21 protein-coding genes are annotated in these 25123 nt (G+C 57.8%); 8 read left to right on the forward strand and 13 right to left on the reverse strand.

Annotated features, from left to right (window positions below; all coding sequences use genetic code 11):
• Positions 1-48: 48 nt before the first annotated feature.
• The 7 genes from J2Y86_RS12730 to rplM all read right to left on the reverse strand — a co-directional run bounded on the left by J2Y86_RS12730 (position 49) and on the right by rplM (position 4936).
• Positions 49-462 carry a ClpXP protease specificity-enhancing factor gene (locus tag J2Y86_RS12730; protein ID WP_201120581.1) on the reverse strand — a complete coding sequence of 138 codons (414 nt, stop codon included), beginning with the start codon at positions 460-462 and terminating at the stop codon, positions 49-51.
• A gap of 16 nt (positions 463-478) precedes the next feature.
• The gene (locus J2Y86_RS12735) at positions 479-1096 is read right to left on the reverse strand and encodes a glutathione S-transferase N-terminal domain-containing protein (RefSeq protein WP_007905304.1); all 618 of its coding nucleotides are present in this window, start codon (positions 1094-1096) and stop codon (positions 479-481) included.
• 150 nt (positions 1097-1246) lie between these two features.
• Entirely contained in the window at positions 1247-2029 is a 783-nt protein-coding gene (locus J2Y86_RS12740) for a cytochrome c1 (RefSeq protein WP_253431724.1), read from the reverse strand.
• Complete coding sequence (locus tag J2Y86_RS12745) at positions 2029-3240, reverse strand: cytochrome b (protein WP_046819000.1); 1212 nt, start codon at positions 3238-3240, stop codon at positions 2029-2031. Before J2Y86_RS12745 ends, J2Y86_RS12740 begins: the two co-directional genes overlap by 1 nt.
• Positions 3240-3833: a ubiquinol-cytochrome c reductase iron-sulfur subunit gene (petA, locus tag J2Y86_RS12750; protein ID WP_027922675.1), complete on the reverse strand. Its 594-nt coding sequence runs from the start codon at positions 3831-3833 to the stop codon at positions 3240-3242. The genes J2Y86_RS12745 and petA overlap by 1 nt, the downstream gene beginning before the upstream one ends.
• A gap of 267 nt (positions 3834-4100) precedes the next feature.
• Positions 4101-4493: a 30S ribosomal protein S9 gene (gene rpsI, locus J2Y86_RS12755; protein WP_003205364.1), complete on the reverse strand. Its 393-nt coding sequence runs from the start codon at positions 4491-4493 to the stop codon at positions 4101-4103.
• A 14-nt stretch (positions 4494-4507) separates the two neighbouring features.
• Entirely contained in the window at positions 4508-4936 is a 429-nt protein-coding gene (rplM, locus tag J2Y86_RS12760) for a 50S ribosomal protein L13 (RefSeq protein WP_007905295.1), read from the reverse strand.
• 245 nt (positions 4937-5181) lie between these two features.
• Between rplM and J2Y86_RS12765 the strand changes: the two genes are divergently transcribed.
• Positions 5182-6222: an NADP(H)-dependent aldo-keto reductase gene (locus J2Y86_RS12765; RefSeq protein WP_017340698.1), complete on the forward strand. Its 1041-nt coding sequence runs from the start codon at positions 5182-5184 to the stop codon at positions 6220-6222.
• 122 nt (positions 6223-6344) lie between these two features.
• On the opposite strand, the gene J2Y86_RS12770 is transcribed toward J2Y86_RS12765, so the two are convergent.
• On the reverse strand, positions 6345-7481 hold the full coding sequence (locus tag J2Y86_RS12770; protein WP_253431727.1) for an acyl-CoA dehydrogenase family protein: 1137 nt from the start codon (positions 7479-7481) through the stop codon (positions 6345-6347).
• Between the two features lie 244 nt (positions 7482-7725).
• On the opposite strand from J2Y86_RS12770, the gene J2Y86_RS12775 reads away from it, so the two are divergent.
• The 5 genes from J2Y86_RS12775 to J2Y86_RS12795 all read left to right on the forward strand — a co-directional run bounded on the left by J2Y86_RS12775 (position 7726) and on the right by J2Y86_RS12795 (position 14143).
• Positions 7726-8622, forward strand: a complete 897-nt coding sequence (locus tag J2Y86_RS12775; RefSeq protein ID WP_253440256.1) for a GlxA family transcriptional regulator — start codon at positions 7726-7728, stop codon at positions 8620-8622.
• A 268-nt stretch (positions 8623-8890) separates the two neighbouring features.
• Entirely contained in the window at positions 8891-10837 is a 1947-nt protein-coding gene (locus tag J2Y86_RS12780) for a flavin monoamine oxidase family protein (protein WP_253431729.1), read from the forward strand.
• Positions 10838-10982: 145 nt separating this feature from the next.
• A complete protein-coding gene (locus J2Y86_RS12785) occupies positions 10983-11870 on the forward strand; it encodes a nitrilase family protein (protein WP_253431732.1) in 888 nt (295 codons plus the stop codon).
• 15 nt (positions 11871-11885) lie between these two features.
• The gene (locus J2Y86_RS12790) at positions 11886-13082 is read left to right on the forward strand and encodes a threonine/serine exporter family protein (RefSeq protein WP_253431735.1); all 1197 of its coding nucleotides are present in this window, start codon (positions 11886-11888) and stop codon (positions 13080-13082) included.
• A gap of 80 nt (positions 13083-13162) precedes the next feature.
• Positions 13163-14143 (forward strand): asparaginase, encoded by a 981-nt coding sequence (locus J2Y86_RS12795; protein ID WP_253431739.1) that lies wholly within the window; start codon positions 13163-13165, stop codon positions 14141-14143.
• Positions 14144-14297: 154 nt separating this feature from the next.
• Here J2Y86_RS12795 and zapE read toward each other — a convergent pair whose 3' ends face one another.
• The 3 genes from zapE to J2Y86_RS12810 form a co-directional block, all read right to left on the reverse strand.
• The gene (gene zapE / locus J2Y86_RS12800; protein WP_253431743.1) at positions 14298-15392 is read right to left on the reverse strand and encodes a cell division protein ZapE; all 1095 of its coding nucleotides are present in this window, start codon (positions 15390-15392) and stop codon (positions 14298-14300) included.
• A gap of 91 nt (positions 15393-15483) precedes the next feature.
• Positions 15484-16839 (reverse strand): tryptophan--tRNA ligase, encoded by a 1356-nt coding sequence (locus J2Y86_RS12805; RefSeq protein WP_253431746.1) that lies wholly within the window; start codon positions 16837-16839, stop codon positions 15484-15486.
• Between the two features lie 24 nt (positions 16840-16863).
• Positions 16864-17493 (reverse strand): alpha/beta hydrolase, encoded by a 630-nt coding sequence (locus J2Y86_RS12810; RefSeq protein ID WP_253440260.1) that lies wholly within the window; start codon positions 17491-17493, stop codon positions 16864-16866.
• A 145-nt stretch (positions 17494-17638) separates the two neighbouring features.
• Between J2Y86_RS12810 and J2Y86_RS12815 the strand changes: the two genes are divergently transcribed.
• The gene (locus J2Y86_RS12815) at positions 17639-18073 is read left to right on the forward strand and encodes a YhcB family protein (RefSeq protein ID WP_253431749.1); all 435 of its coding nucleotides are present in this window, start codon (positions 17639-17641) and stop codon (positions 18071-18073) included.
• 249 nt (positions 18074-18322) lie between these two features.
• Here J2Y86_RS12815 and J2Y86_RS12820 read toward each other — a convergent pair whose 3' ends face one another.
• Both J2Y86_RS12820 and J2Y86_RS12825 read right to left on the reverse strand, forming a co-directional pair.
• On the reverse strand, positions 18323-19051 hold the full coding sequence (locus J2Y86_RS12820) for an OmpA family protein (protein ID WP_253431752.1): 729 nt from the start codon (positions 19049-19051) through the stop codon (positions 18323-18325).
• A gap of 101 nt (positions 19052-19152) precedes the next feature.
• On the reverse strand, positions 19153-19797 hold the full coding sequence (locus tag J2Y86_RS12825) for an MBL fold metallo-hydrolase (RefSeq protein ID WP_253431755.1): 645 nt from the start codon (positions 19795-19797) through the stop codon (positions 19153-19155).
• Between the two features lie 216 nt (positions 19798-20013).
• Here J2Y86_RS12825 and J2Y86_RS30190 point away from each other — a divergent pair, with 216 nt between their 5' ends.
• Positions 20014-25014, forward strand: a complete 5001-nt coding sequence (locus J2Y86_RS30190) for a M10 family metallopeptidase (protein ID WP_301308732.1) — start codon at positions 20014-20016, stop codon at positions 25012-25014.
• Positions 25015-25123 lie beyond the last annotated feature (109 nt).

Consider the following 25123-nt stretch of genomic DNA (forward strand, 5'->3'; position numbering starts at 1 on the left):
GCTCCTACATGAAATAAAAAAGGGTGATCCTTGCGGATCACCCTTTTTTTATTTCACCACTTTCAAACTGGGTCGACCGCTGGGACGCGGCGGCTCACTGTCCGGTGGCGGAAGATCATCCTCCGGCTCGATCTCTTCCTCGTCTTCCATAGGCGATTCCAGATCGAACACCATGCCCTGACCGTTCTCCCGGGCGTAAATACCCAGGATCGATGCGATAGGCACGTACAGGGTATGCGGCACGCCACCGAAGCGCCCTTCGAAGCTGACCGCTTCGTTGTCCATGTGCAAATGACGCACGGCGGCCGGCGATACGTTCAGGACAATCTGTCCGTCACTGGCGAAACCCTGTGGCACCTGCACCGACGGATATTCGGAATTGACCAGCATGTGCGGGGTGCAATCGTTGTCCACAATCCACTCGTAGAGCGCGCGGACCAGATAAGGTCGACTGGAGTTCATAGCGGCTCCTTAAGCCTTAGCGCATATCGCGTTCGACACCAGACAGACTCGCCTGGAAAGCCTCACGCGCAAACGAGCGCTCCATATAATCAAGCAGCGGCTTGGCAGGCCGCGGCAGTTCAATACCCAGAATCGGCAAGCGCCAGAGTATTGGCAATAGGCAGCAATCCACCAGACTTTGTTCCTCGCTGAGGAAAAACGGCTTGTCGGCGAAAAGCGGCGACACGCCAGTCAGGCTTTCGCGCAGCTCTTTACGAGCCACTACGCGGGCTGCTTCCTTGGTCCGCGAATCCAGGATCAGATCCACCAGACCACACCAGTCACGCTGAATACGATGAATCAGCAGACGGCTGTTGGCACGCGCCACTGGATAAACCGGCAGCAAAGGCGGATGCGGGTAACGCTCATCCAGATATTCCATCACCACGGTCGACTCCCACAACGCCAGGTCACGATCGACCAGGGTGGGCAGGCTTCCGTAAGGGTTCACTTCAATCAGTTTAGGCGGCTGGCGACCAGCTTCCACATAAATGATCTCGGCGCTGACACCCTTCTCTGCAAGTACGATACGCACTCGGTGGGAATAGTGGTCGGCGGGGTCGGAGTAACAGGCCAACCGATTGGTCACGCCCATGGCGGTCCTCCTCGCTTGTTGAAATTATCGGAAGCGGAAAAACGCGCGCGCCCAGAGGGCGCCTCCCGTAACGCCTGGCTGACCAGGCTCGTTACACTTTCAGAGACGCCCTTGGGCGCGCGCGATTAACAGCAATTGCTTGAAACTTTATCAGTGCACATCTTTCCAGTATTCGCGCTTGAGCAAATAGGCGAATACGAAGAAGAACGCCAGGTACAGCAAGACGTAGGTACCAATGCGCTGATGCTGCAGCTTAACCGGGTTAGCCGAGTAAGCGAGGAAGGTTACCAGATTCTTGACCTTCTCATCGAACTGCTCTTCGGTCAGGGCACCGCTCTTTGGCACGATGGTCAGCTGATCGCACGCTTCATGAGTCAGCGCGGTACCGGTCAGCGGATCATATTGCTTCTTGCCGTCTTCGACGATCTGCACCTGTTTGCAGCCAACGACCTGGCGACCTTGCAGGCCCACCAGGACGTTCGGCATGCCCACGTTCGGGAAGACCTTGTTGTTCACGCCCCAAGGACGCGACGGATCTTCGTAGAACGATTTCAGGTAACCGTAAAGCCAGTCAGTACCACGAACACGAGCCACCAGGGTCAGGTCAGGTGGCGCAGCACCGAACCAGGTCTTGGCGTCGGCCGGCTGCATGCCGATGTTCATGTGGTCGCCGATCTTGGCACCCGTGAACACCAGTTTCGACAGCATCAGATCGTGAGGAATACCCAGATCATCGGCAACGCGCTCATAGCGCTGGAACTTGGCGCTGTGGCAACCCATGCAGTAGTTGGCGAACGTACGCGCGCCATCTTGCATGGCAGCCTTGTCGGAAACGTCGATATCGACCTTTTCCAGCTCGGGACCACCGTGCTCAGCCGCGAAGGACAGGACAGGCAAAGCAGCAAGAATCAGTACAGCAAATAGCTTTTTCATCAGCCAGTCACCCTTTCCGGAACCGGTTTGGTCTTCTCGAGCCTGGTGTAGAACGGCATCAGAATGAAGTAGGCGAAGTACAGGAAGGTACACACCTGCGACAGCAACGTACGGCCTGGAGTCGGCGCCAGAACACCCAGCACGCCCAGGATCACGAACGAAATACAGAACACCCAGAGCCAGATCTTGCTCAACCAGCCTTTGTAGCGCATCGACTTGACCGGGCTACGATCCAGCCATGGCAGGACGAACAGCACAGCGATGGCCGCACCCATGGCGATAACGCCCAGGAGCTTGTCCGGAACCGCCCGCAGAATCGCGTAGAACGGGGTGAAGTACCAAACCGGAGCGATGTGCTCTGGCGTCTTGAACGCGTTAGCCACTTCAAAGTTCGGCTTCTCGAGGAAATAGCCGCCCATTTCCGGGAAGAAGAACACGATCGAGCAGAAGATGAAGAGGAACACCACCACGCCGACGATATCTTTCACGGTGTAGTACGGGTGGAAGGCAATGCCGTCCAGCGGTACGCCGTTTTCGTCTTTGTGTTTCTTGATGTCCACGCCGTCCGGGTTGTTCGAGCCGACTTCGTGCAGCGCCAGAACGTGCAGCACCACCAGACCAAGAATCACGATTGGCAGGGCAACCACGTGCAAGGCGAAGAAGCGGTTCAGGGTAATACCGGAAATCAGGTAGTCGCCACGAATCCACTGGGTCAGGTCGTTGCCGATGACCGGGATCGCACCGAACAGCGAGATGATCACCTGGGCACCCCAGTAGGACATCTGGCCCCACGGCAGCAGATAACCCATGAAGGCTTCCGCCATCAGCGCCAGGTAGATCAGCATGCCGAAGACCCACACCAGCTCACGTGGCTTCTGGTACGAACCGTAGAGCAAGCCACGGAACATGTGCAGATAGACCACGATGAAGAACGCCGAAGCGCCGGTGGAGTGCAGCAGGCGCAGGATCGAGCCGTACTCGACGTCACGCATGATGTATTCGACGGAGGCGAATGCTTCTTCCGCCGACGGGGTGTAGCTCATGGTCAGCCAGACACCGGTGACGATCTGGTTGACCAGAACGAGCAGCGCGAGGGAACCAAAGAAATAGAAGAAGTTGAAGTTCTTCGGGGCGTAGTACTTGCTGAGATGGTCTTCCCACATTTTGGTCGCGGGAAAGCGCGCATCAACCCAATCCATGAACTTGCTCATCACGCTTTCTCCGTATCGACGCCAATGACAATGATGTCATCGGTCTCATAGGAATGCGGGGGAACTGGCAGGTTCAAAGGCGCGGGTTGCGACTTGTAGACGCGGCCAGCCAAATCGTAGTGGGAACCGTGGCAAGGGCAGAAATAACCACCTACCCAATCCTTGCCCAGATCCGCAGGTGCCACTTCTGGACGGAAGGTCGGCGAGCAACCGAGGTGTGTGCAGATACCGATCAGCAGCAGAACCTCTGGCTTGATCGAACGCGTTTCCGGGTCGACATAAGTCGGTTGAGTCGAGTTCTTGGAGGTCGGGTCAGACAGCTGGCCCTCGATCTTCTTCAGATTCCCCAGGATTTCCGTTGTACGGCGGACAATGAACACCGGCTGACCGCGCCACTCAGCAATCATCTGCTGGCCTGGCTCGATTTTGCTGACATTCACTTTCACCGGTGCACCTGCGGCTTTCGCCTTGGCACTGGGAAACCATGACCCCACGAACGGGACCGCAGCCCCCACCGCTCCTGCAGCACCCACCACGGATGTGGCTGCTACCAAGAAGCGACGCCGGCCTGCATTCACGCCGTCATTGCTCATTCAGTCCTCTCCCATCAGCTTTGTGGCCTGTTAAATCAGGCATCTACTAAGTAAAACTATGTACTTATAAAAATTTTGCCGAATGGTAATGAAAAGCCCCAATTCTGACAAGGTAATTACCGAAGGGCTCCACTGCCAAGCCTTGCAGTATAGGGGCTCTACGGCTGTGGCAAGTTGTCACAGAGCAATTCTTTGATAAATCGAGCCCATAAAAAAACGCCCGGCTTCGCGAGGAAGCTGGGCGTTCTTTTTGAACGTGAAAGCGAATTAACGCTTCGAGTACTGCGGACGCTTACGCGCTTTACGCAGACCGACTTTCTTACGTTCAACTTCACGTGCATCACGGGTTACGAAGCCGGCTTTGCGCAGAGCACCGCGCAGAGTTTCGTCGTAGTCCATCAGTGCGCGAGTGATACCGTGGCGGATTGCGCCAGCTTGACCACTTACACCACCACCGATCACGGTGACGTAGATGTCGAACTTCTCGACAGTCTCAGTCAATTCCAGCGGCTGACGAACTACCATGCGGGCAGTTTCGCGGCCGAAGAAATTATCCAGCGAACGGTTGTTGATGGAGATGTTACCAGTGCCCGGACGCAGGAAAACGCGTGCGGTTGCGGTCTTGCGACGGCCAGTGCCGTAATTTTGAGTCGCCGACATAATGAACTATTCCGTTAAAACTTCAGTTCTTGGGGCTGCTGAGCAGTATGAGGGTGTACAGCGCCCGCATAGACTTTCAGCTTACGATACATGTCGCGACCCAGCGGGTTCTTAGGCAGCATGCCTTTGACCGCGGTCTCGATCACGCGCTCAGGGGCTTTAGCGATCAGCTTTTCAAAGTTGATCGACTTGATGCCGCCCGGGAAACCGGAGTGGGAGTAGTAGATTTTGTCGGTGGTTTTAGCACCGGTTACACGAATCTGCTCGGCATTGATAACGACGATGTAATCGCCGGTGTCAACGTGAGGAGTGTACTCAGCTTTATGCTTGCCACGCAGACGGCTCGCGATTTCGGTGGCCAGACGACCCAGGGTCTGACCTGCAGCGTCGACGACAAACCAGTCGCGCTGTACTGTTTCCGGTTTAGCAGTAAAAGTTTTCATTCTTTATAGCCTCAGGGGCCGCCCTGTAAATTAGACGGCGGATCTTACTGAATAGTGCGTACTTTGACAAGTCAAAGGCAGCCGGATACAGACGCTTTCGGGGGCTCGGGTCGGCGCGTCCGTTCAACGGCAAGATTCTTCGGCGGCGGCGCATCACTTCCACTGCAGAAAGAGGTGCGCAATTATGCAGATTGCGAAAAATATTTCAACCTGCTTTTATGATTGTTTTGCCCAAGGAGCACCCGATGGACTATCGACAGCTAGGCCGAACCAATCTGAACGTGAGCGCCATCTGCCTCGGAACCATGACCTGGGGCGAGCAAAACAGCGAGGCTGAAGCCTTCGCACAGATTGAACGGGCCAAGAGCGCCGGGATCAATTTCATCGACACTGCCGAGATGTACCCGGTGCCGCCGAAGGCCGACACCTACGCCACCACCGAACGCTACATCGGCAATTACTTCAAAAGCCGCGGCGATCGCGCCGACTGGATCCTGGCCAGCAAGATCGCCGGCCCCGGCAACACCATCGACTACATCCGCGACAAAAACCTGCGCCACAACCGCCAGCACATCACCGAAGCGGTGGATGCCAGCCTCAAGCGCCTGCAGACCGATTACATCGACCTCTATCAGCTGCACTGGCCGGAGCGCAGCACCAACTTCTTCGGTCAACTGGGTTACAAACACAAAATCGAAGCCAACCTGACGCCACTCGAGGACACCCTCGAAGCGCTGGACGAACAGGTCAAGGCCGGCAAGATCCGCCACATCGGACTGTCCAATGAAACGCCGTGGGGCACCATGCGCTTCCTGGCGCTTGCTGAGGCCCGTGGCTGGCCACGTGCGGTGTCGATCCAGAACCCGTACAACCTGCTGAACCGCAGTTTCGAAGTCGGCCTGGCGGAAATCGCCATCCGCGAACAATGCGGCCTGCTGGCCTACTCGCCGCTGGCGTTCGGTTTTCTGTCGGGCAAGTACGAGGGTGGCGCGCGCCCGCCGAAGGGTCGCCTGAGCCTCTACAGCCGCTTCAGCCGCTATTTCAATCCGCAGTCGGAAGCAGCGTGCAGCCGCTATGTGGCATTGGCCCGTGAGCACGGCCTGGACCCGGCGCAGATGGCGCTGGCGTTCGTGACGCAACAGCCGTTCGTGACCAGCAACATCATCGGCGCGACGACGCTGGAACAGCTGGACAGCAACATTGCCAGCTTCGAGCTGAAACTTTCCGATGAAGTGCTGGCGGGGATCGAGGCGATTCACAAGGATCACCCGAATCCTGCGCCTTGATTGATAGGTAAAAGCCTTCGCGAGCAAGCCCGCTCCCACAGTCGACCGTATTCCTCCAAGAGAACTCGGTCGAATGTGGGGGCGGGCTTGCTCGCGAAGGCGTCAGTCCAGTCACCGCAAAATCAAAGCGACCGCGCAATAATCTCCTTCATGATCTCGTTGGTGCCGGCATAGATCCGCTGCACCCGCGCATCCGCCCACGCACGTGCGATCGGGTATTCCCACATGAACCCGTAGCCGCCATGCAACTGCACGCACTCGTCGAGCACCTTGCACTGCAGGTCCGTGCCCCAATACTTGGCCATCGCCGCCGTCGGCACATCGAGCTTGCCTTGCAGGTGCAACTCCAGACAGCGATCGACGAAGACCCGGCCAATCTGAATTTCGGTCGCCATTTCCGCCAGCTTGAAACGGGTGTTCTGGAAGTCGGCAATCGCCTTGCCGAACGCCTTGCGCTCGCGGGTGTATTCCAGCGTCCATTGCAGCGCGGCTTCAGCCGACGCCAATCCGCCGACAGCGACCGTCAGACGCTCCTGCGGCAGTTCCTGCATCAGATACGCGAAGCCCATCCCGGCCTGCCCCAGCAGGTTTTCCTTGGGCACTCGAACATCCTGGAAAAACAGCTCCGACGTGTCTTGCGCCTTCATACCGACTTTTTCCAGGCGCTTGCCCTTGGCAAAGCCCGGCGTGTCGGCCTCGACCAGAAACAGACTGGTGCCCTTCGCGCCCGCCTTCGGATCGGTCTTGGCCACGACAATCACCAGGTCCGCGAGATAGCCATTGGTGATAAAGGTCTTCGAACCGTTGATCACGTATTCGTCGCCATCGAGCACCGCGGTGGTTTTCACCCCTTGCAGATCGGAACCGGCGCCCGGCTCGGTCATGGCAATCGCAGTGACCATCTCGCCAGACACCAGTTTCGGCAGGTATTTGTGTTTCAGCGTTTCACTGCCGTAATGCAGGATGTACGGCGCGACGATGTCGGAATGAAGAGAAAACCCGATCCCGGTCAGACCCAGACGTCCCACCTCTTCGATCACCACTGCACTGTAGAGAAAGTCTGCACCCAGCCCACCGTATTCTTCCGGCAGGTGCGAACAGAGCATCCCCGCCTCCCCCGCCTTGTTCCAGAGCTGGCGGTCGATATAGCCTTGCTTCTCCCATTGAGCATGAAACGGCACGGCTTCTTTTTCGAGGAACGTTCGCACACTGTCGCGAAAAAGTTCGTGCTCGGGACTGAACAAGGTTCTGGGGATCATGCGACACCTGTCGTTATTGTTAGAAGGAATTGACCTTCAGAGACTAAGCCCCGCATCCGATACAGGACACTGGACACATCCGACAAAAAATAAGACGATCCAGCCGTCTGGTGACCACTTTCCCCTATAAGAATAAAGTTGAATTATGTCTAACCAAGTCTCCACGCCCTTGCGGCGCGTCAGCATCCTGGCTATCGACCGGGTTTTCGCTTCCACCCTCATGCAAGCCAAGGATTTCTTCCACCTGGCCAGCCTGCGCTACGGCAAACAACTGGGCCAAGGCCTGACACCGGCGTTCGAAACGCGGCTGGTCAGCCCCGATGGCAAACCGGTGAACAGCTTCAGTGATGTGATCATGCCGGTGGACGGCGGCCTGGAAAACGCCGACGTCATCATCCTCCCGGCGTTCTGGGACGATTTCGAAACCCTCTGCCAACGTTATCCACAGGTCCTGCCGTGGCTGCGCCAGCAACACGCGCGCGGCGCCGTACTCTGCGGCGAGGCCACAGGGGTGTTCTGGCTCGCCGAAGCCGGGCTGCTCAATGGCAAGGAAGCGACAACCTACTGGCGATTCTTCAATGCGTTTGCCGAGCGTTTCCCGAAGGTTCACCTCAATCAGGACAAGCACCTGACCGACGCCGACAACCTGTATTGCGCCGGCGGCACGACCTCGGCGTGCGACCTCTACATCTACCTGATCGAGCGCTTCTGCGGCGCCAACGTGGCCCAGGCCGTGGCCCGCGATATCCTCTATGAAGTGCAGCGCAGCTATTCGCCGGGACGCATCGGTTTCGGCGGGCAGAAGCTGCACCAGGACGTGATTATCCTGCAGATTCAGCACTGGCTCGAAGAACACTTCGCCGACAAGTTCCGCTTCGAAGACGTGGCGCGCGAGCACGGCATGAGCATCCGCAACTTCATGCGCCGCTTCCAGACCGCCACCGGCGACAAGCCGCTGCATTACCTGCAACGCCTGCGCATCGAAACAGCGAAGGGCTTGCTGTCCGGCAGCCGAAAAAGCATCAAGACCATCAGTTATGAAGTCGGCTATGACGACGCGAGCTTCTTCGCTCGACTGTTTCGCCAGCACACGGAATTGTCGCCGAACCAGTATCGGCAGCAGTTTCAGCAGGCTGCCTAGATACTGGAAGCCAACATGGATTCCTGTGGGAGCGGGCTTGCCCGCGATGGCGTCGGCACATCCAGCAATAATGTGACTGACACACCGCTAACGCCGCCAGGCCGGTCTCGCCCCCACATTGGGATTTGCATGCACAGTGGGTTGGCAATGCACTTTCCTACACAAATCACGGAAAACAGAGCGACAAAGCCCCCGATCCGGCCCACAGACACAGCCCCTGAAAAGGCCCAGCATCCTTCCCTGCTATCAACATCAGGGAAGATCAACAGTGACCATCGGATCAAGTTACGAGTACCCGGCCCATGCGGCCAAGACTGTCGCTCGAACAAAGCGCTCGACTGACACCAAATGGTCGGGCCGTTTTCCAAATCCCCCCGACCTCTGCTTCGACTATCGAGCATTGGTCGAACAGGAAAACGGCATCGCCAAGGCAACCAACCCACACCATAAAATCTGCATCATCGGCGCAGGTGTCACCGGGCTTACTGCCGCCAGAGAACTCTATCGTTGCGGCTTTACCGATATCACCCTCATTGAACAGTCCAGGAGAATTGGCGGTCGCCACCTGACCGTTGCTGGAAGCCAGCGCTCCTCGACGAGCCACACACCGTTTGAAATGGGCGCAATGCGCATGCCCTTCTTCAACAGGGCAGATGAATCACCGACAGACGGCCGTTCACTGATGGCTTACTACGCGAAGACGTTTGATCTGGCCTTTTCAGATTTCGCCAATCCCGGAAGTCAATGGGTGACCTCGACCGGTATCTATCTGCGAGAAGGCAGCATGGGTGACGGACAGACTCCGCAAATGCTCATCTGGAAAAATGAGGATGGTCAGACACCACCTCCCGGCGATGAACTGCAAAAGGTTTATGCCAAGTGGAAGGCCTTTGCCGACCGGATGACCCGGCATGTTGCAGAGGTCTATGCCAGCCAGGACTGGGAAACCATATGGGCCGCGATCGTCGAAAAATACGAACGCATTTCCTTTCGCGACCTGGTGAGTATGCCGGCCCTGGAAGAGTGGGACGAACGCTCGCCGGGAGACTTTGGCGGTATGGGAATGTCCGCACAAGAGTCGGCCATTTTCTATGCCATCGGCATCGGCGATGGCAGTTGGGGAGCGTTTTATGACGTCTGCTCCCTTTATCCTCTGCGTACTGCGATTTTCGGGTTCAGCAGCCAGTTGCAACTAATCCATGGCCGTGTAGACGCTCAGGGCGATCCGTTGACTTCACCTCACCTGCGGAGTAATGCCGTATTTGATTCAAAAGGACTGACTTTCGACGCCCCACGTTATATCGGACTTGCAGCTCTGGACGAATGCCTGCTGTTCATGAAAACCGCGGAAACCGGAAAGTCTTTCTACGATCATTGCAGTGAACGGGGCAGAGGTTTGCTGACGGACTCGTCCGTCACAAAACTCAAAAAACTGCCCGATCAGAAAACACGCGTCTACTACAACTGGAAACACAGCCAAACCGAGCATTCCCAGGAACAGTTCGAGGACTTTGATTCGGTCATCATAACCCTTCCTTCCTGGTTGATCGAAACCCGCATCAAGCTTGAAAACTTCACGCCGCAAATGCTGCCTTTCGAGACAATCAATGCCTATAAAACGGCGCATTGGGAAACCAGCTGCAAAGTCTTCGCCCCACTGAAGAAATCCTTCCTTTCGAAAAGCGGCAAAATTCCGCAAGCCATTGTCACCGACAGTTTTATCCATGACGTTTATACCTACCGATACAACGATACCTACAGCTATGACTGCATCCTTTTGAGTTACACATGGGAAGACGATGCCACCAAGCTGGCCTCATTTACCGACAAGGAACTGGTGAGCAAGTGCGCCAAAGAGCTGGACCGAATCCTTATGAGCGCCACCAATATCCAAGAGAGAATCTCTCCTTACATCGGGCTTGATCAAGCCGTGGTTCAACGCTGGATGACCGATAAAAATGCGCTGGGCTGCGCAAAGTTGTACCGGCCCGGCACCTATTACGACGCCGTAAGCCTGATGAAGTACAACAGAGACTTCGCGCATGTTTCAGGCCTGTACTTGTCCGGGGAGTCATTTTCAGTCGATGCCGGCTGGACAGAGCCTTGCTTCCGGGGTGCCGTTGATGCGGTCATTCACATCTGCAACAAAACGTCTGCGACCTTCAATGGCGGGTTTTCCTTGAGCGACTATCCACACTACAACGTCAGGGCCTGATCACTTGCACGAGCCCCGGACGGGTCTGATTGGGATCCGGACTACAACCTAAACGGAAGTGGCTGACTTACTCCGACCTGCTGATTCACCTCTTATAGGCACGCAATTCAACAGCGTGAATAACAATAAAAAGAGGTCATCAACAATGAGTGAACCAACAAGCCCTGTTCGTGTAGCAGTCGTGCAATTCGACCCTCAGGTCGGCGTGGGCAATCGAGAAGGAAATCTGCATCGTAGCCTGCAATTGGCGCTGGAAGCTGTAAACGGCGGGGCGAACCTCATCGTCCTGCCTGAACTCTCGAACACCGGGTATTTCTTCAGCAATCGACAGGATGCGTTTGACCACTCGGAAATGATTCCCGGTGGCACAAGCGTGCAAACCTGGATGGAATTCGCCCGTCAGCACAAGATTTACCTGGTGGCCGGTCTGTCCGAGCGCGACGGCATGCGACTGTTCAATACCGGTGTTCTGGTCGGGCCCGACGGTTTTATCGGCAAGTATCGAAAAGCTCATTTGTGGAATCTTGAAAAGCTGTGGTTCACGCTAGGCGATCTGGGCTTTCCGGTTTTCGATACCCCGATCGGTCGAATCGGTTTGCTGATCTGCTGGGACATCTGGTTCCCCGAAGTGCCGCGAGTTCTGAGCCAGCAAGGCGCGGACATCATTTGCAGCCTGAACAACTGGGTCTGGACGCCGCCGCCCCTGTTCGATGACGCCGGCAAGTGCATGGCCTCGTACCTGACGATGACCGCCGCCCATGTAAACAATGTGTTTATCGCCGCAGCCAGTCGAATTGGCGAAGAGCGAGGGGCTCGCTATCTGGGCTGCTCGCTGATTGCCGGTACCAATGGCTGGCCGATTGGCGCTGTCGCCTCGGCGGACCAACAAGAAATCCTGTTTGCCGACATCGACCTGACCAGCTCCCGCAGCGCGCCAATCTGGAACGACCTGAACGATCTGCATCGCGACCGTCGAACCGACCTCTACGACCAGATGCTCGGTTACACCCAGCATCCATGTCTGCCGCGTTGATGGGGGAGCAAACGGATGGAATGTACGACTGAAGAAAAACAACTGCCCCGCAAATCGCCGCTCGATGCGGCAATCCTCCTGCTGATACTCGGCGCGATTCTGCTGATTGTCTGGCTTTCATTCGCTAACCGTTCTTATTGGTCAGCTCACTGGCCCAGCTACAGCGACATGCTGTCTGGCCTTCCCGAACCGAGTGCCTGGTTGCGCTGGGTATTGGGAGACATCAGCGAGGTTGCATTCTACAAACACGAGTTCGCCTCAATCGGGCTGCTGGCGGGCGCTTACTTGGCCTACTGGGCGAACCGAACGGGAAAACGCTGGCAAGGCTTTGCCATTTCCTACGGTAGCGGACTATGGCCGTGGTTGATCACCAGTTCACTGCTCGGACTTCTGCTGAGCAATCTGCTCTGGGGCTGGACGGTGACGGCTACCACCTGGCAACCCACGTTTGCAGCCTTTGTTTCGTTGCCGGCCGCGATGGTGCTGATGTTTGGTGGAGGCTGGAAGGTGGCGGTCAACGGCGCAATCATGGGTGCGGTGTTCGTCACGCCAATGTGCCTACTGATCGTCAACTATGTCTGCAATCCACTGGGTTTACCGGCCGTGATCGGTAACGTCTCGGGCATGGCAGTCGCCAGCGTCTTCGCTTTTCTGCTCTGTCGTTACGTTCCCAGCCTCATGAAGTCCGAAGTACCCGCAAAGCCTTCCGCTCCACCTTCCTTGCCCACCAAAGCACCGGATTACGGTGTTATCTGGAGCCTGCGGAGGGTCCTGGCTGACTTTTCGGAAGCGCCGTTCTTTGGCAATGAGTTGGCGAGCCTCGGCCTGATAGCGGGTGCACTACTGGCTTACACCCTGAACCCGATGAGTCCGGTATACGGTTCCGGTCTGCTGCCACAGCTGATTGGCGCACAGACATTGACCTCGGCATTAGGCGTGTTGATCTGGCGTCGACAATGGATGTCGCACGGCTGGTACCCCACCTACGTTCCACTGGTCTCAGTCGTGCCGGCAGCGATCCTGACCTATGGCGGCAGCTGGCAGGTCATTGTCATGAGTGCACTGCTAGGCGCCCTGATTGCGCCGCCATTGGCCTGCGCGATTGCCAAAAGGTTGCCCGCCGATATGCATGCCTACATCGGCAACGTCCTGTCCATGGCCATCAGCACTCTGCTGATCATTCCGTTTATCGGACTGCTGATAGCCAGCTGACTCGCTCTGCCATCCGGTTGTATCGCGGGCTCCGGTCCGGATACAGCCGCTTTTTCATATCCAACAAGCGAGGTATCCACATGGAACTGCCCAAACTGGCCATTGCGGCGCTTGGCGGCACCGTGAGCATGCAAGTCAGGAACGCTGGTGAAGGTGTTACACCGATCATCAGCGGAGAAGTCCTGTTGGACTCGGTTCCGGAGCTGGCGGCACTGGCACGGGTCAACGTTGAAACGCTCGGGTTGTTGCCAAGCGCCTCACTGGATTTCGAGTTCTTGCTGAGCGTTCTTTCCTGGGCCAGTTTCCAGATCAGGCAAGGTGCAGTCGGTGTTGTCATCACCCAAGGCACGGACACCCTCGAAGAAACCGCAACTTTTTTCGACTACTTGTGGGATCACAACCAGCCACTGGTCCTGACCGGTGCCATGCGTTCAGCGGCAAGTGCGGGTGCCGACGGGCCCGCGAATCTACTGGATGCCTGCCGCGTAGCACTGGCTGCGCAAAGCCGACAGCGAGGCGTTCAAGTGGTCATGAACGGACAGATTCACTCCGCGAGCGTCGTCCGCAAAACCGATTCATTGGCGTTGCAGGCGTTTTCCTCTCCCATCGTCGGTCCTGCCGGCATGCTCGTGGAAAACGCCATCCACTATTTGCACCCGCCGGCCCAGCGGAAGGTTTTACCGCTGCCGCAGCACACAACGCAGAGAATCGCCCTGCTGGAAGCGTCGCTTTCCGCAGACAGCCTTATGCTGGAAAACATCCTCGAACTCGCCTACGACGGGCTTGTGATTGCGGGATTTGGTGCTGGACACGTTCCCGAGAACTGGGCTGGTGTGATCGAAACTATCGCCGGAACAATCCCGGTCATCATTGCAACCCGGACCGGATCCGGCCCTACCGCGCAATCTACCTACGGTTTTATGGGTGGCGAGATGGATTTGATCCGTAAAGGTGCGTCGATGGCCGGGTTTCTGTGCCCGCGTAAAGCCAGGATTTTGCTGTGGCTGCTCGTGGGTTGCCAGCGGCAACATCGACTGGCGAGTTATCTCTCAAAAGACTGACACTCCCTGTAGGAGCGAGCTTGCTCGCGATGGAGTATCAGCAGCATTGATATCGACTGACCCACCTTCGCGAGCAAGCTCGCTCCTATAGGGGATCTGCGGTGAACGAAAAAGGGCCTGCAAATGCAGGCCCTTTTTTATTTTCCGAAATGTCCTACGGCTTGTGCGCCCGAGACAGGAATTCGTGCGACTGCATTTCCAGCAGACGGCTGAGGGTGCGCTGGAACTCGAAGTTCAGGCGACCGCCGGTGTAGAGGTCTTTGAGCTCGACTTCGGCAGAAATGATCAGCTTCACGTTACGGTCGTAGAACTCGTCGACCATGTTGATAAAGCGTCGAGCGATGTCGTCGGTGGTGACGCTCATCTGCTCCACGCCACTGAGCAACACGGCGTGGAAGATCTTGCCCAGTTCGATGTAATCGTTCTGGCTGCGCGGGCCGTCGCAGAGTTCGCGGAAGTCGAACCAGGCCACGTCGTCGCAGGTGCGCAAGGCACGGATCTCACGGTTCTCGATCATCAGCACATCGTTTTCGATGGCAGCCGTGCATTCCGGCGTCAGGGCGCGGAAGCTTTTACGCAGGCTTTCGTGGGACGCTTCGTCGAGCGGAAAATGGAACAGCTCCGCTTGCTCGAGGTGACGCAGACGGTAATCGACGCCGCTGTCGACGTTGACGATCTCGGTGTTCTGCTTGATCAGCGCAATGGCCGGCAGGAAGCGCGCGCGTTGCAGGCCGTCCTTGTACAAGCCGTCCGGCACGATGTTCGAGGTCGCGACCAGGGTCACGCCATTCTTGAACAGCTCTTCCATCAACGTACCGAGAATCATCGCGTCGGTAATGTCGGAGACGAAGAACTCATCGAAACAGATCACTCGCGACTCATCGGAGAAGCGCTTGGCGATGATGGTCAGCGGGTTTTTCTCGCCGCCGAGGGTTTTCATTTCTTCGTGCACGCGCTTCATGAAGCGGTGGAAGTGAGTGCGGGTCTTTTCCTTGAACGGCAGCGCTTCGAAGAAGGTGTCGACCAGGTAGGTCTTGCCACGCCCTACGCCGCCCCAGAAGTACAGGCCCTTGACCGGCGCCTGGTCTTTTTTGCCAAACAGTTTGCCGAGCAGGCCCGGTTTGCTCTGCGAGGCGGCGACCAGATCGTCGTACAGGCGCTGCAAATGGCGCACGGCAGTTTCCTGCGCGGCGTCATGGAAGAATTCCGGGCGTTTCAGATCAGCTTGATATCGTTCTAGGGGCGTCATAATTCGTTAGCAAGGCAACAAAAACGGGCCGTCACTGTAGCGACGGCCCGTGGGAATGGCAATCGGCCCTTGGTCGGGCCGAGCCGTTGATTTATTCCTGAACCGGCGTGAGGGCAATCCGCAGGGCGTCGATGGCGACGTCGCGAGCAGCGCTATCGGCGAAGGCCGGGCTGTCGCCAACGCACTCTCCTTCCAGCCAGACACTGAAGCTCAGGTCTTCGCTGCGCACGTCCAATGGCTGGCCCGCTTGCAATTGCTTGGTCACCTGACCGGCGGTTTTACCGTCGGCGAAGTTGCGCGACAGCAGCAATTGCTCGCCATCAGCTGCCAACAGACGGAAGCGGAAGCTGCCGTCATCTTCACGGAAGCTGACAAAACGCGCGGCTTTCGCGGCTTTCTTCTTGGTGGTCGCCGCGACTTGAGTCTGAGCAACGAAAGAACGCAAGCCGACCGCTTCACGCAGTTCGTGGAGGAACGGTGTCGCCACCGAGCGAGCCTTTTTCGCACCGATTTGCAGGATGTCTTCCAGATCAGCCGGGCGTTCGATCAACTGGTGATAGCGCTCGCGGGACTCGCCCAACTCACTGTCGAGCAGTTGGAACAGACGGTTCTTCGCCTCGCCCCAACCCAGGCCCTGCAACAGTTCGCTGCGGAATTCGTCGGACTGCGCCGGAGTGGCGAAGGCCTGGAACAGGGTGAACAGGTGCGAATTGTCCGGATCTTTCGCCTCGCCCGGCGCGCGGGAGTCGGTGACGATCCGCGAAATCGCGTCCTTCATCTCTTTAGCGCTGCTGAACAACGGGATGGTGTTGTCGTAGCTTTTCGACATCTTGCGACCGTCGAGGCCCGGCAGCGTGGCGACGCTTTCTTCGATCAGCGCTTCAGGCATGGTGAAGAATTCTTTGCCCTGGCCAAACAGGTGGTTGAAACGCTGGCCGATGTCGCGGGCCATTTCCACGTGCTGGATCTGGTCACGGCCGACCGGGACCTTGTGGGCGTTGAACATCAGAATGTCCGCGGCCATCAGCACCGGGTAGCTGTACAGGCCCATGGTGATGCCGGCGTCCGGGTCTTCGCCGGTTTCAACGTTCTTGTCCACCGAGGCCTTGTAGGCGTGGGCGCGGTTGAGCAAGCCCTTGGCGGCGACGCACGTCAGCAGCCAGGTCAGCTCGGGAATTTCCGGGATGTCGGACTGGCGATAGAACGTCACGCGGTCCACATCCAGGCCACCGGCCAGCCAGGTCGCGGCGATTTCCAGACGCGAGCGCTGGATGCGCAGCGGGTCATCGCATTTGATCAGGGCGTGGTAGTCGGCCAGGAAGTAGAACGAATCGGCATTGCTGTCGCGACTGGCGAGAATCGCCGGGCGGATGGCGCCGGCGTAGTTGCCCAGGTGCGGCGTGCCGGTGGTGGTGATGCCGGTGAGGATACGGGTACGAGTCGTCATGGGTAATCGCTTGTCAGACTGCAATCAATTCGAAAGACGCGGCAGGATCAGATCCTTCAGATCAGTCAGCTTGCCATGAAAAAAGTGTCCGCATTCTGCCACTTTCAGCAGCTCATGGGGACGTTCGAGTTTCGAGGACCAGTCGTAGACGGCTTGCGGGTCGATGACTTCGTCGGTTTCCGGCTGGATCAGGGTCAACTCGCCTTGCTGCGGCAGTGCGTCTTGATCGCCAAGGCGCATCACCGCTGGCGCGACCATGAACAAATGCTTGAGCAGCTCGCCCTTCGCTTCCAGGCGTCCGCCGAGACTGGCGGCAACAAATCCGCCGAAGGAGAAACCGAACAGCGTCAGCGGCAAATCAGGATGTTGCGTCCGCAACCATTCGGCCACCGCCTGAGCATCATCGACTTCGCCGGTTCCCATGTCGTGCGAACCTTCGCTGGCACCGACACCACGGTAATTGAAACGCAAAGTAATCAAACCGGCATCGCGCGCGGTGCGCTGCAGGGTCGAGACCACTTTGTTGAGCATGGTGCCGCCCTGCACCGGGTTCGGGTGGCAGATCAGCGCAATGCCACGAGGCGCTTCATTGTTCAGGTAAAGAGCTTCCAGTTGACCGACCGGGCCATCAATCACTACAGGGGTTTCGCGCATAAGCAAAGGAAGGAACTCCGTGACCTCGAATCGGGTCGACTCGTCTAGCAAATTGTCTGTGCCGATGTATTGCGAGTGAATCGCGGTATACAGCGCAGGTTCGAGCCGTTAACGTAAAGCAAAGCCGTTTATAGAGGAAGGACTCGTGGAACACTCGCTCTTAGTTTGGTTGTTGCCGACTCTTGCCCTGGTAGTGGGTGTCGCCGTTGGATTCCTGATCGCTCGCCTGGTGCCGAACGCCGCGCCGAGCAGCACACAACGTCAGCTGGATGACGTTCAGGAACGTTTCGACAGTTATCAGAACGAGGTGGTCACCCACTTCAACAGCACTGCAACCCTGGTCAAGAAACTGACTCAGAGCTATCAGGAAGTGCAGGATCATCTCGCCGAGGGTGCCAACCGCCTGGCCCTGGACGAGCAGACCCGCCAACGCCTGCTGGCCTCGCTGCACGCCGACGCGGCAGCCGCCCCACGGGAGCGCCTGACGCCGCCGCGCAATCAGGAGCCGCCTCGCGACTACGCCCCCAAAGCCCCGAACGCGCCGGGCATGCTCGATGAGCATTACGGCCTGAAGAAGTAATCAGGTTTCGCGCGACATGAAAAAGCCCCCGGATGAGTGATTGTCCGGGGGCTTTTTCAGTTCTGAAGTTTTCATCGCTTGTTCTGGCCTCTTCGCGGGCAAGCCCGCTCCCACAGGTATTGTGAACGCAACAAATCCCTGTGGGAGCGGGCTTGCCCGCGAAGAGGCCAGAACTGGCGACACAAAAAAGCCCGCCCGATCTGTTGAAGATAGGGCGGGCTTTTTTACGCCTGGGGTTCAGTCAGACGTTTATGGATACTGCTGAACAGTGCCCTGCTGCTGGCCACCATACTGCTGACCCGGAATCGCCTTCAGGTTGACCTCGACCCGACGATTCTGCGCCCGGCCATTGACGTCACCGTTGCTGGCAACCGGGTTATCCGGACCGGCACCGCGCGCCGACAGGTTCGCACCGCTTACGCCTTGCGACGTCAGATAGGTTGCCACGCTCTGGGCGCGACGCTGGGACAGGTCCATGTTGTGCTGACGGCTGCCGGTGCTGTCGGTGTAGCCGACGATCTCGATCTGGTTCTGGTTGAACTCCTTGAGCGAGCCCGCCAGGTTATTCAGCGGCTGATAGAAGCTTGAAGCGATGTTCGCCGAATCGGTGGCGAACGTGATGTTGCCCGGCATGATCAGCTTGATCTGATCGCCCTGGCGCTGCACTTCGACGCCGGTATTGGCCATGCTGGCGCGCAACTTTTTCTCTTGCTGGTCGGCGTAGTAACCGTAACCGGCAGCGGAAGCCCCCACCACGGCGGCACCGATCAGCGCACCCTTGCCACGGTTGTCGTGGCCAATGGCGGCACCGGCGAGTGCGCCGGCCAAAGCACCGAGGCCACCGTATTTCGCGGTTTTGCTCATGCCCGTGGAGCCACCGTCGGCCTGGCCCTGGTTGTCGTAAGGGTTAGGCGAGGCGCAGCCAGACAGCAAAGCCACAGCCGTAGCGACAATAATCAAACGCTGCTTGGTGAACATGAAGAGCTCCTACTTTCTGCATTCTAGGGTGCAACGGAACAAGGCATCGGCCTTAGCGGGCGTTGGATCATTGCAGGCGAAGAAAATTCCATCGCTATCCGCTAAGCCCGCACAAAAGGGTTGTCGCGCATTTCATCGCCCAGACGCGTGTCCGGGCCGTGGCCGGTCACCACTGTCGCGTCTTCATCCAGGGTGTACAGGCGCTGCTTGATCGAACGCACAATGGTCGCCTGATCGCCACCCCACAAATCAGTGCGCCCTACTCCGCGACGAAACAACGTGTCCCCGGCAATCAGCAGCTTGGCTTCGGAAAACCAGAAACTCATGGAACCCGGCGTATGACCGGGCGTGTGCAAGGCCACGCCGCAGCCGCAGGCCAGTTCTTCATCATCCGCCAACCAGCGATCGGGGGATGGAACCGGAGTATAGGGCACACCGAACATCTGGCATTGCATCTCCAGATTGTCCCAGAGGAACTGATCTTCCTTGTGCAGGTGCAAGGTCGCGCCGGTTTTTTCCTTCAACTGACCGGAGGCCAGGAAATGATCCAGGTGCGCGTGGGTGTGAATGATGCTGACCACCTTCAGGCCCAGCGCATCGAGGCGAGCCAGGATCAGCTCATGATTGCCACCCGGATCGACCACGATGGCCTTTTTCGTCACCGGATCGCCGATGATCGTGCAGTTGCACTGCAAAGGGCCGACGGGGAAGGTTTCGCGGATTAGCTCGGGGCTTGGGAGGTTCATGGAAAGTCCTGATGGTTCGATTTTTAGCAGAATATCAGCCTGCTTTTCCTCAGGCTTCAACATGACGTGCCGATACAGCCATGCTCACCATTTATTTGACGCCAAACATACAAAAATAATGGCTATATGATATCAATTGGCGTTGCTTTTGGTACAAAATTGCTTTCATGTAGCGGCCACATTGTAGGAGGGTCGCAGCCCACTCAGGATTTTCAGATGTCGACGCCTCTTGGTTACGTTTTTACATTCCCGACTTTTTTGACTGGTAACCAACAGATCGACAGCCTGATCTACGGCTCCCATTGGCTGAGCCCCACATGGAAAGGTAATGTCTCCACGACTAATCTGACCTATAGCTTCATCACGCCTGGCGGGTCATTCTTCGCCACCAACTACAGCGCCGAACAAGAGTACCGGAACAGTTACGCTCTGACATTTGCCCAGCAAGACGCTGTGAAAATCGCACTGGGCGCGTGGAGCGCCGTAGCCAATCTCAAGTTCACTCAGGTCACTGACAATGCCGTCAGCGCTGGAGACTTGCGGTTCGGCGGCTACGCCGGGATGGAAGACAAAACCGCTGCCTGGGGCTACTACCCCGACAGATATCCTGTGGGCGGGGATGTCTGGATCGGACCGACGACGAACAACCCGGACCCCGTCAAAGGCACCTATGACTTCATGACATTTGTGCATGAAATCGGTCACGCTCTGGGTTTGAAGCATCCCTTCGAGGCGAGCCAATCCAACAGCACGGTGCTCAATCCCCTGCTCGACGATTCACATTTCACGATCATGAGCTACAACAACACGTATGCCTATCAGCCGACTACGCCGATGCTGCTGGATATTCTTGTCATCCAGAAAATTTACGGCGCCAACATGCTTTGGCAAACCGGTGACAACGTCTATCGCTGGGCACCGGACCAATCGGTGTTTCAGACTATCTGGGATGCGGGCGGCAACGACACGATCGACGCCAGCAACCAATTGGCCGCCGTTAACCTGAACCTCAACGAGGGCGCATTCAGCCAGATAGGCAAGGCATTCATCGATGGGGTGAATCAGACGCTCATAAATGACGGCCTGGCAATTGCCTACGGCGCGAAAATCGAAAACGCCACAGGCTCGGCCTTTGACGACGTGCTGACCGGCAATGCCCTGAACAACATGCTCAACGGCATGGGCGGTGCGGACACCCTGATCGGCGGCGCCGGCAACGACATCTATGTGGTGGATAACGTCAGCGACAAGGTGATAGAAACCGGCACCTCGCTGACCGAAATCGACACTGTCCTGGCCTCGAGCGACTACACCCTCGTTGCCAACGTCGAAAACCTCACTCTGACCGGCAGCGACCACCTCATCGGCACCGGCAACGCCCTGAACAACACCCTGCTCGGCAACAGCGGTAACAACGTACTCGACGGCGGCCTCGGTGCGGACAATATGATCGGCGGCACCGGCAACGACACTTACATCGTCGACAACCTCAGGGACGTCGTCAGCGAAACCGGCACCCTGGCGGGTGAAATCGACACCGTGGTGGCTTCGATCAGCTACACCCTTGGTGCCAACCTGGAAAACCTGACCCTCACCGGCAGCGATAACCTCAACGGCACCGGCAACATCCTGAATAACGTGCTGATCGGCAATGACGGCAACAACCTCCTCAATGGCAGGCTCGGCATCGACACGCTGATCGGCGGCGGAGGCAACGACACCTATTACCTCGATCAGGCCGTGGAACTGGCGCTGGTACAGGAAGACGCCGATAACGGCACCGATCAACTCTATGTCGCCTATGCCGTCAAGGCATTGGCCAGCGTGATCGACCTGGGCCAGAGCAACCTGCTCAACGTCGAGAACGTTACCGTCACCGGCATCGGGGCCTTCAGCGTGATCGGCAACGACCGGAACAACACCCTGGTCGGCAACGCGTCGATCAATGTCCTGCAAGGCGGCGCCGGCGATGACTGGCTGGACGGCGGTCTCGGGGCGGACAGCCTCAGCGGTGGCATGGACGACGATGTCTACATCGTCGACAACGTCGGTGACAAGGTCATCGAACTGGCCAACGAAGGCCACGATCTGGTCAAGGCGTCGGTCAGCTACAGCCTGTCGGCCAATGTCGAAGACGCCCTGTTACTCGGTGCGGCCGCCGTGAACCTCACCGGCAACGAACTGGCCAACACCCTGACCGGCAATGCCGCCGCCAACATCCTGAATGGCGGTGCGGGTGCGGACATCCTGATCGGCGGTGCCGGCAACGACACCTATGTGGTGGATCACATCGGCGATACCGTGAACGAAACCGGCACCTCGCTGAAAGAAATCGACACTGTCCAGGCCTCGATCAACTACACCCTCGTTGCCAACGTCGAAAACCTCACTCTGACCGGCAGCGACCACCTCATCGGCACCGGCAACGCCCTGAACAACACCCTGCTCGGCAACAGCGGTAACAACGTACTCGACGGCGGCCTCGGTGCGGACAATATGATCGGCGGCACCGGCAACGACACTTACATCGTCGACAACCTCAGGGACGTCGTCAGCGAAACCGGCACCCTGGCGGGTGAAATCGACACCGTGGTGGCTTCGATCAGCTACACCCTTGGTGCCAACCTGGAAAACCTGACCCTCACCGGCAGCGATAACCTCAACGGCACCGGCAACGTCCTGAATAACGTGCTGATCGGCAATGACGGCAACAACCTCCTCAATGGCAGGCTCGGCATCGACACGCTGATCGGCGGCGGAGGCAACGACACCTATTACCTCGATCAGGCCGCGGAACTGGCGCTGGTACAGGAAGACGCCGATAACGGCACCGATCAACTCTATGTCGCCTATGCCGTCAAGGCATTGGCCAGCGTGATCGACCTGGGCCAGAGCAACCTGCTCAACGTCGAGAACGTTACCGTCACCGGCATCGGGGCCTTCAGCGTGATCGGCAACGACCGGAACAACACCCTGGTCGGCAACGCGTCGATCAATGTCCTGCAAGGCGGCGCCGGCGATGACTGGCTGGACGGCGGTCTCGGGGCGGACAGCCTCAGCGGTGGCATGGACGACGATGTCTACATCGTCGACAACGTCGGTGACAAGGTCATCGAACTGGCCAACGAAGGCCACGATCTGGTCAAGGCGTCGGTCAGCTACAGCCTGTCGGCCAATGTCGAAGACGCCCTGTTACTCGGTGCGGCCGCCGTGAACCTCACCGGCAACGAACTGGCCAACACCCTGACCGGCAATGCCGCTGCCAACATCCTGAATGGCGGTTCGGGTGCGGACACCCTGATCGGCGGTGCCGGCAACGACACCTATGTGGTGGATCACATCGGCGATACCGTGAGCGAAACCGGCACCTCGCTGAAAGAAATCGACACTGTCCAGGCCTCGATCAACTACACCCTCGTTGCCAACGTCGAAAACCTCACTCTGACCGGCAGCGACCACCTCATCGGCACCGGCAACGCCCTGAACAACACCCTGCTCGGCAACAGCGGTAACAACGTACTCGACGGCGGCCTCGGTGCGGACAATATGATCGGCGGCACCGGCAACGACACTTACATCGTCGACAACCTCAGGGACGTCGTCAGCGAAACCGGCACCCTGGCGGGTGAAATCGACACCGTGGTGGCTTCGATCAGCTACACCCTTGGTGCCAACCTGGAAAACCTGACCCTCACCGGCAGCGATAACCTCAACGGCACCGGCAACATCCTGAATAACGTGCTGATCGGCAATGACGGCAACAACCTCCTCAATGGCAGGCTCGGCATCGACACGCTGATCGGCGGCGGAGGCAACGACACCTATTACCTCGATCAGGCCGTGGAACTGGCGCTGGTACAGGAAGACGCCGATAACGGCACCGATCAACTCTATGTCGCCTATGCCGTCAAGGCATTGGCCAGCGTGATCGACCTGGGCCAGAGCAACCTGCTCAACGTCGAGAACGTTACCGTCACCGGCATCGGGGCCTTCAGCGTGATCGGCAACGACCGGAACAACACCCTGGTCGGCAACGCGTCGATCAATGTCCTGCAAGGCGGCGCCGGCGATGACTGGCTGGACGGCGGTCTCGGGGCGGACAGCCTCAGCGGTGGCATGGACGACGATGTCTACATCGTCGACAACGTCGGTGACAAGGTCATCGAACTGGCCAACGAAGGCCACGATCTGGTCAAGGCGTCGGTCAGCTACAGCCTGTCGGCCAATGTCGAAGACGCCCTGTTACTCGGTGCGGCCGCCGTGAACCTCACCGGCAACGAACTGGCCAACACCCTGACCGGCAATGCCGCCGCCAACATCCTGAATGGCGGTGCGGGTGCGGACATCCTGATCGGCGGTGCCGGCAACGACACCTATGTGGTGGATCACATCGGCGATACCGTGAACGAAACCGGCACCTCGCTGAAAGAAATCGACACTGTCCAGGCCTCGATCAACTACACCCTCGTTGCCAACGTCGAAAACCTCACTCTGACCGGCAGCGACCACCTCATCGGCACCGGCAACGCCCTGAACAACACCCTGCTCGGCAACAGCGGTAACAACGTACTCGACGGCGGCCTCGGTGCGGACAATATGATCGGCGGCACCGGCAACGACACTTACATCGTCGACAACCTCAGGGACGTCGTCAGCGAAACCGGCACCCTGGCGGGTGAAATCGACACCGTGGTGGCTTCGATCAGCTACACCCTTGGTGCCAACCTGGAAAACCTGACCCTCACCGGCAGCGATAACCTCAACGGCACCGGCAACGTCCTGAATAACGTGCTGATCGGCAATGACGGCAACAACCTCCTCAATGGCGGGCTCGGGAACGATGTGTTGGACGGCGGTGTTGGCAATGACACACTGATCGGCGGACTGGGTATCGACACGTTGACTGGTGGTGCGGGCGCCGATCGGTTTGTATTTAACGCACTGAACGAAATGAGCAAAGGCAGCTTGTCTGACGTCATCACAGACTTCAGCAGCCTGGACGGCGATAAACTCGATTTTTCGAAATTCGATGCCAACCTCTTGAGTGCCGGGGTCAACAAGTTCACGTTCATCAACTCGAACGACTTCACGGGGGCCGGCCAATTACGTTTTGTCGACCATGTGCTCTATGGCAACGTCAATGGTGATTTGGCTGCGGACTTCAAAATCCAGTTGGTTGGCCTCAACAGCTTCAGCACCCATGATTTGGTAGCGTGACCATAGCGATCGAGTAAGAGGCGGGGTTGAACCACAGCCAAACAGGTTGCACTTACGCGTAACTCGCCATGCCTGGCGCACTCAGCCAATGAAAAACGCCCCGACTGGT

The organism is Pseudomonas migulae, from assembly GCF_024169315.1.
In the GTDB taxonomy this organism is placed as follows: Bacteria; Pseudomonadota; Gammaproteobacteria; order Pseudomonadales; family Pseudomonadaceae; genus Aquipseudomonas; species Aquipseudomonas migulae_B.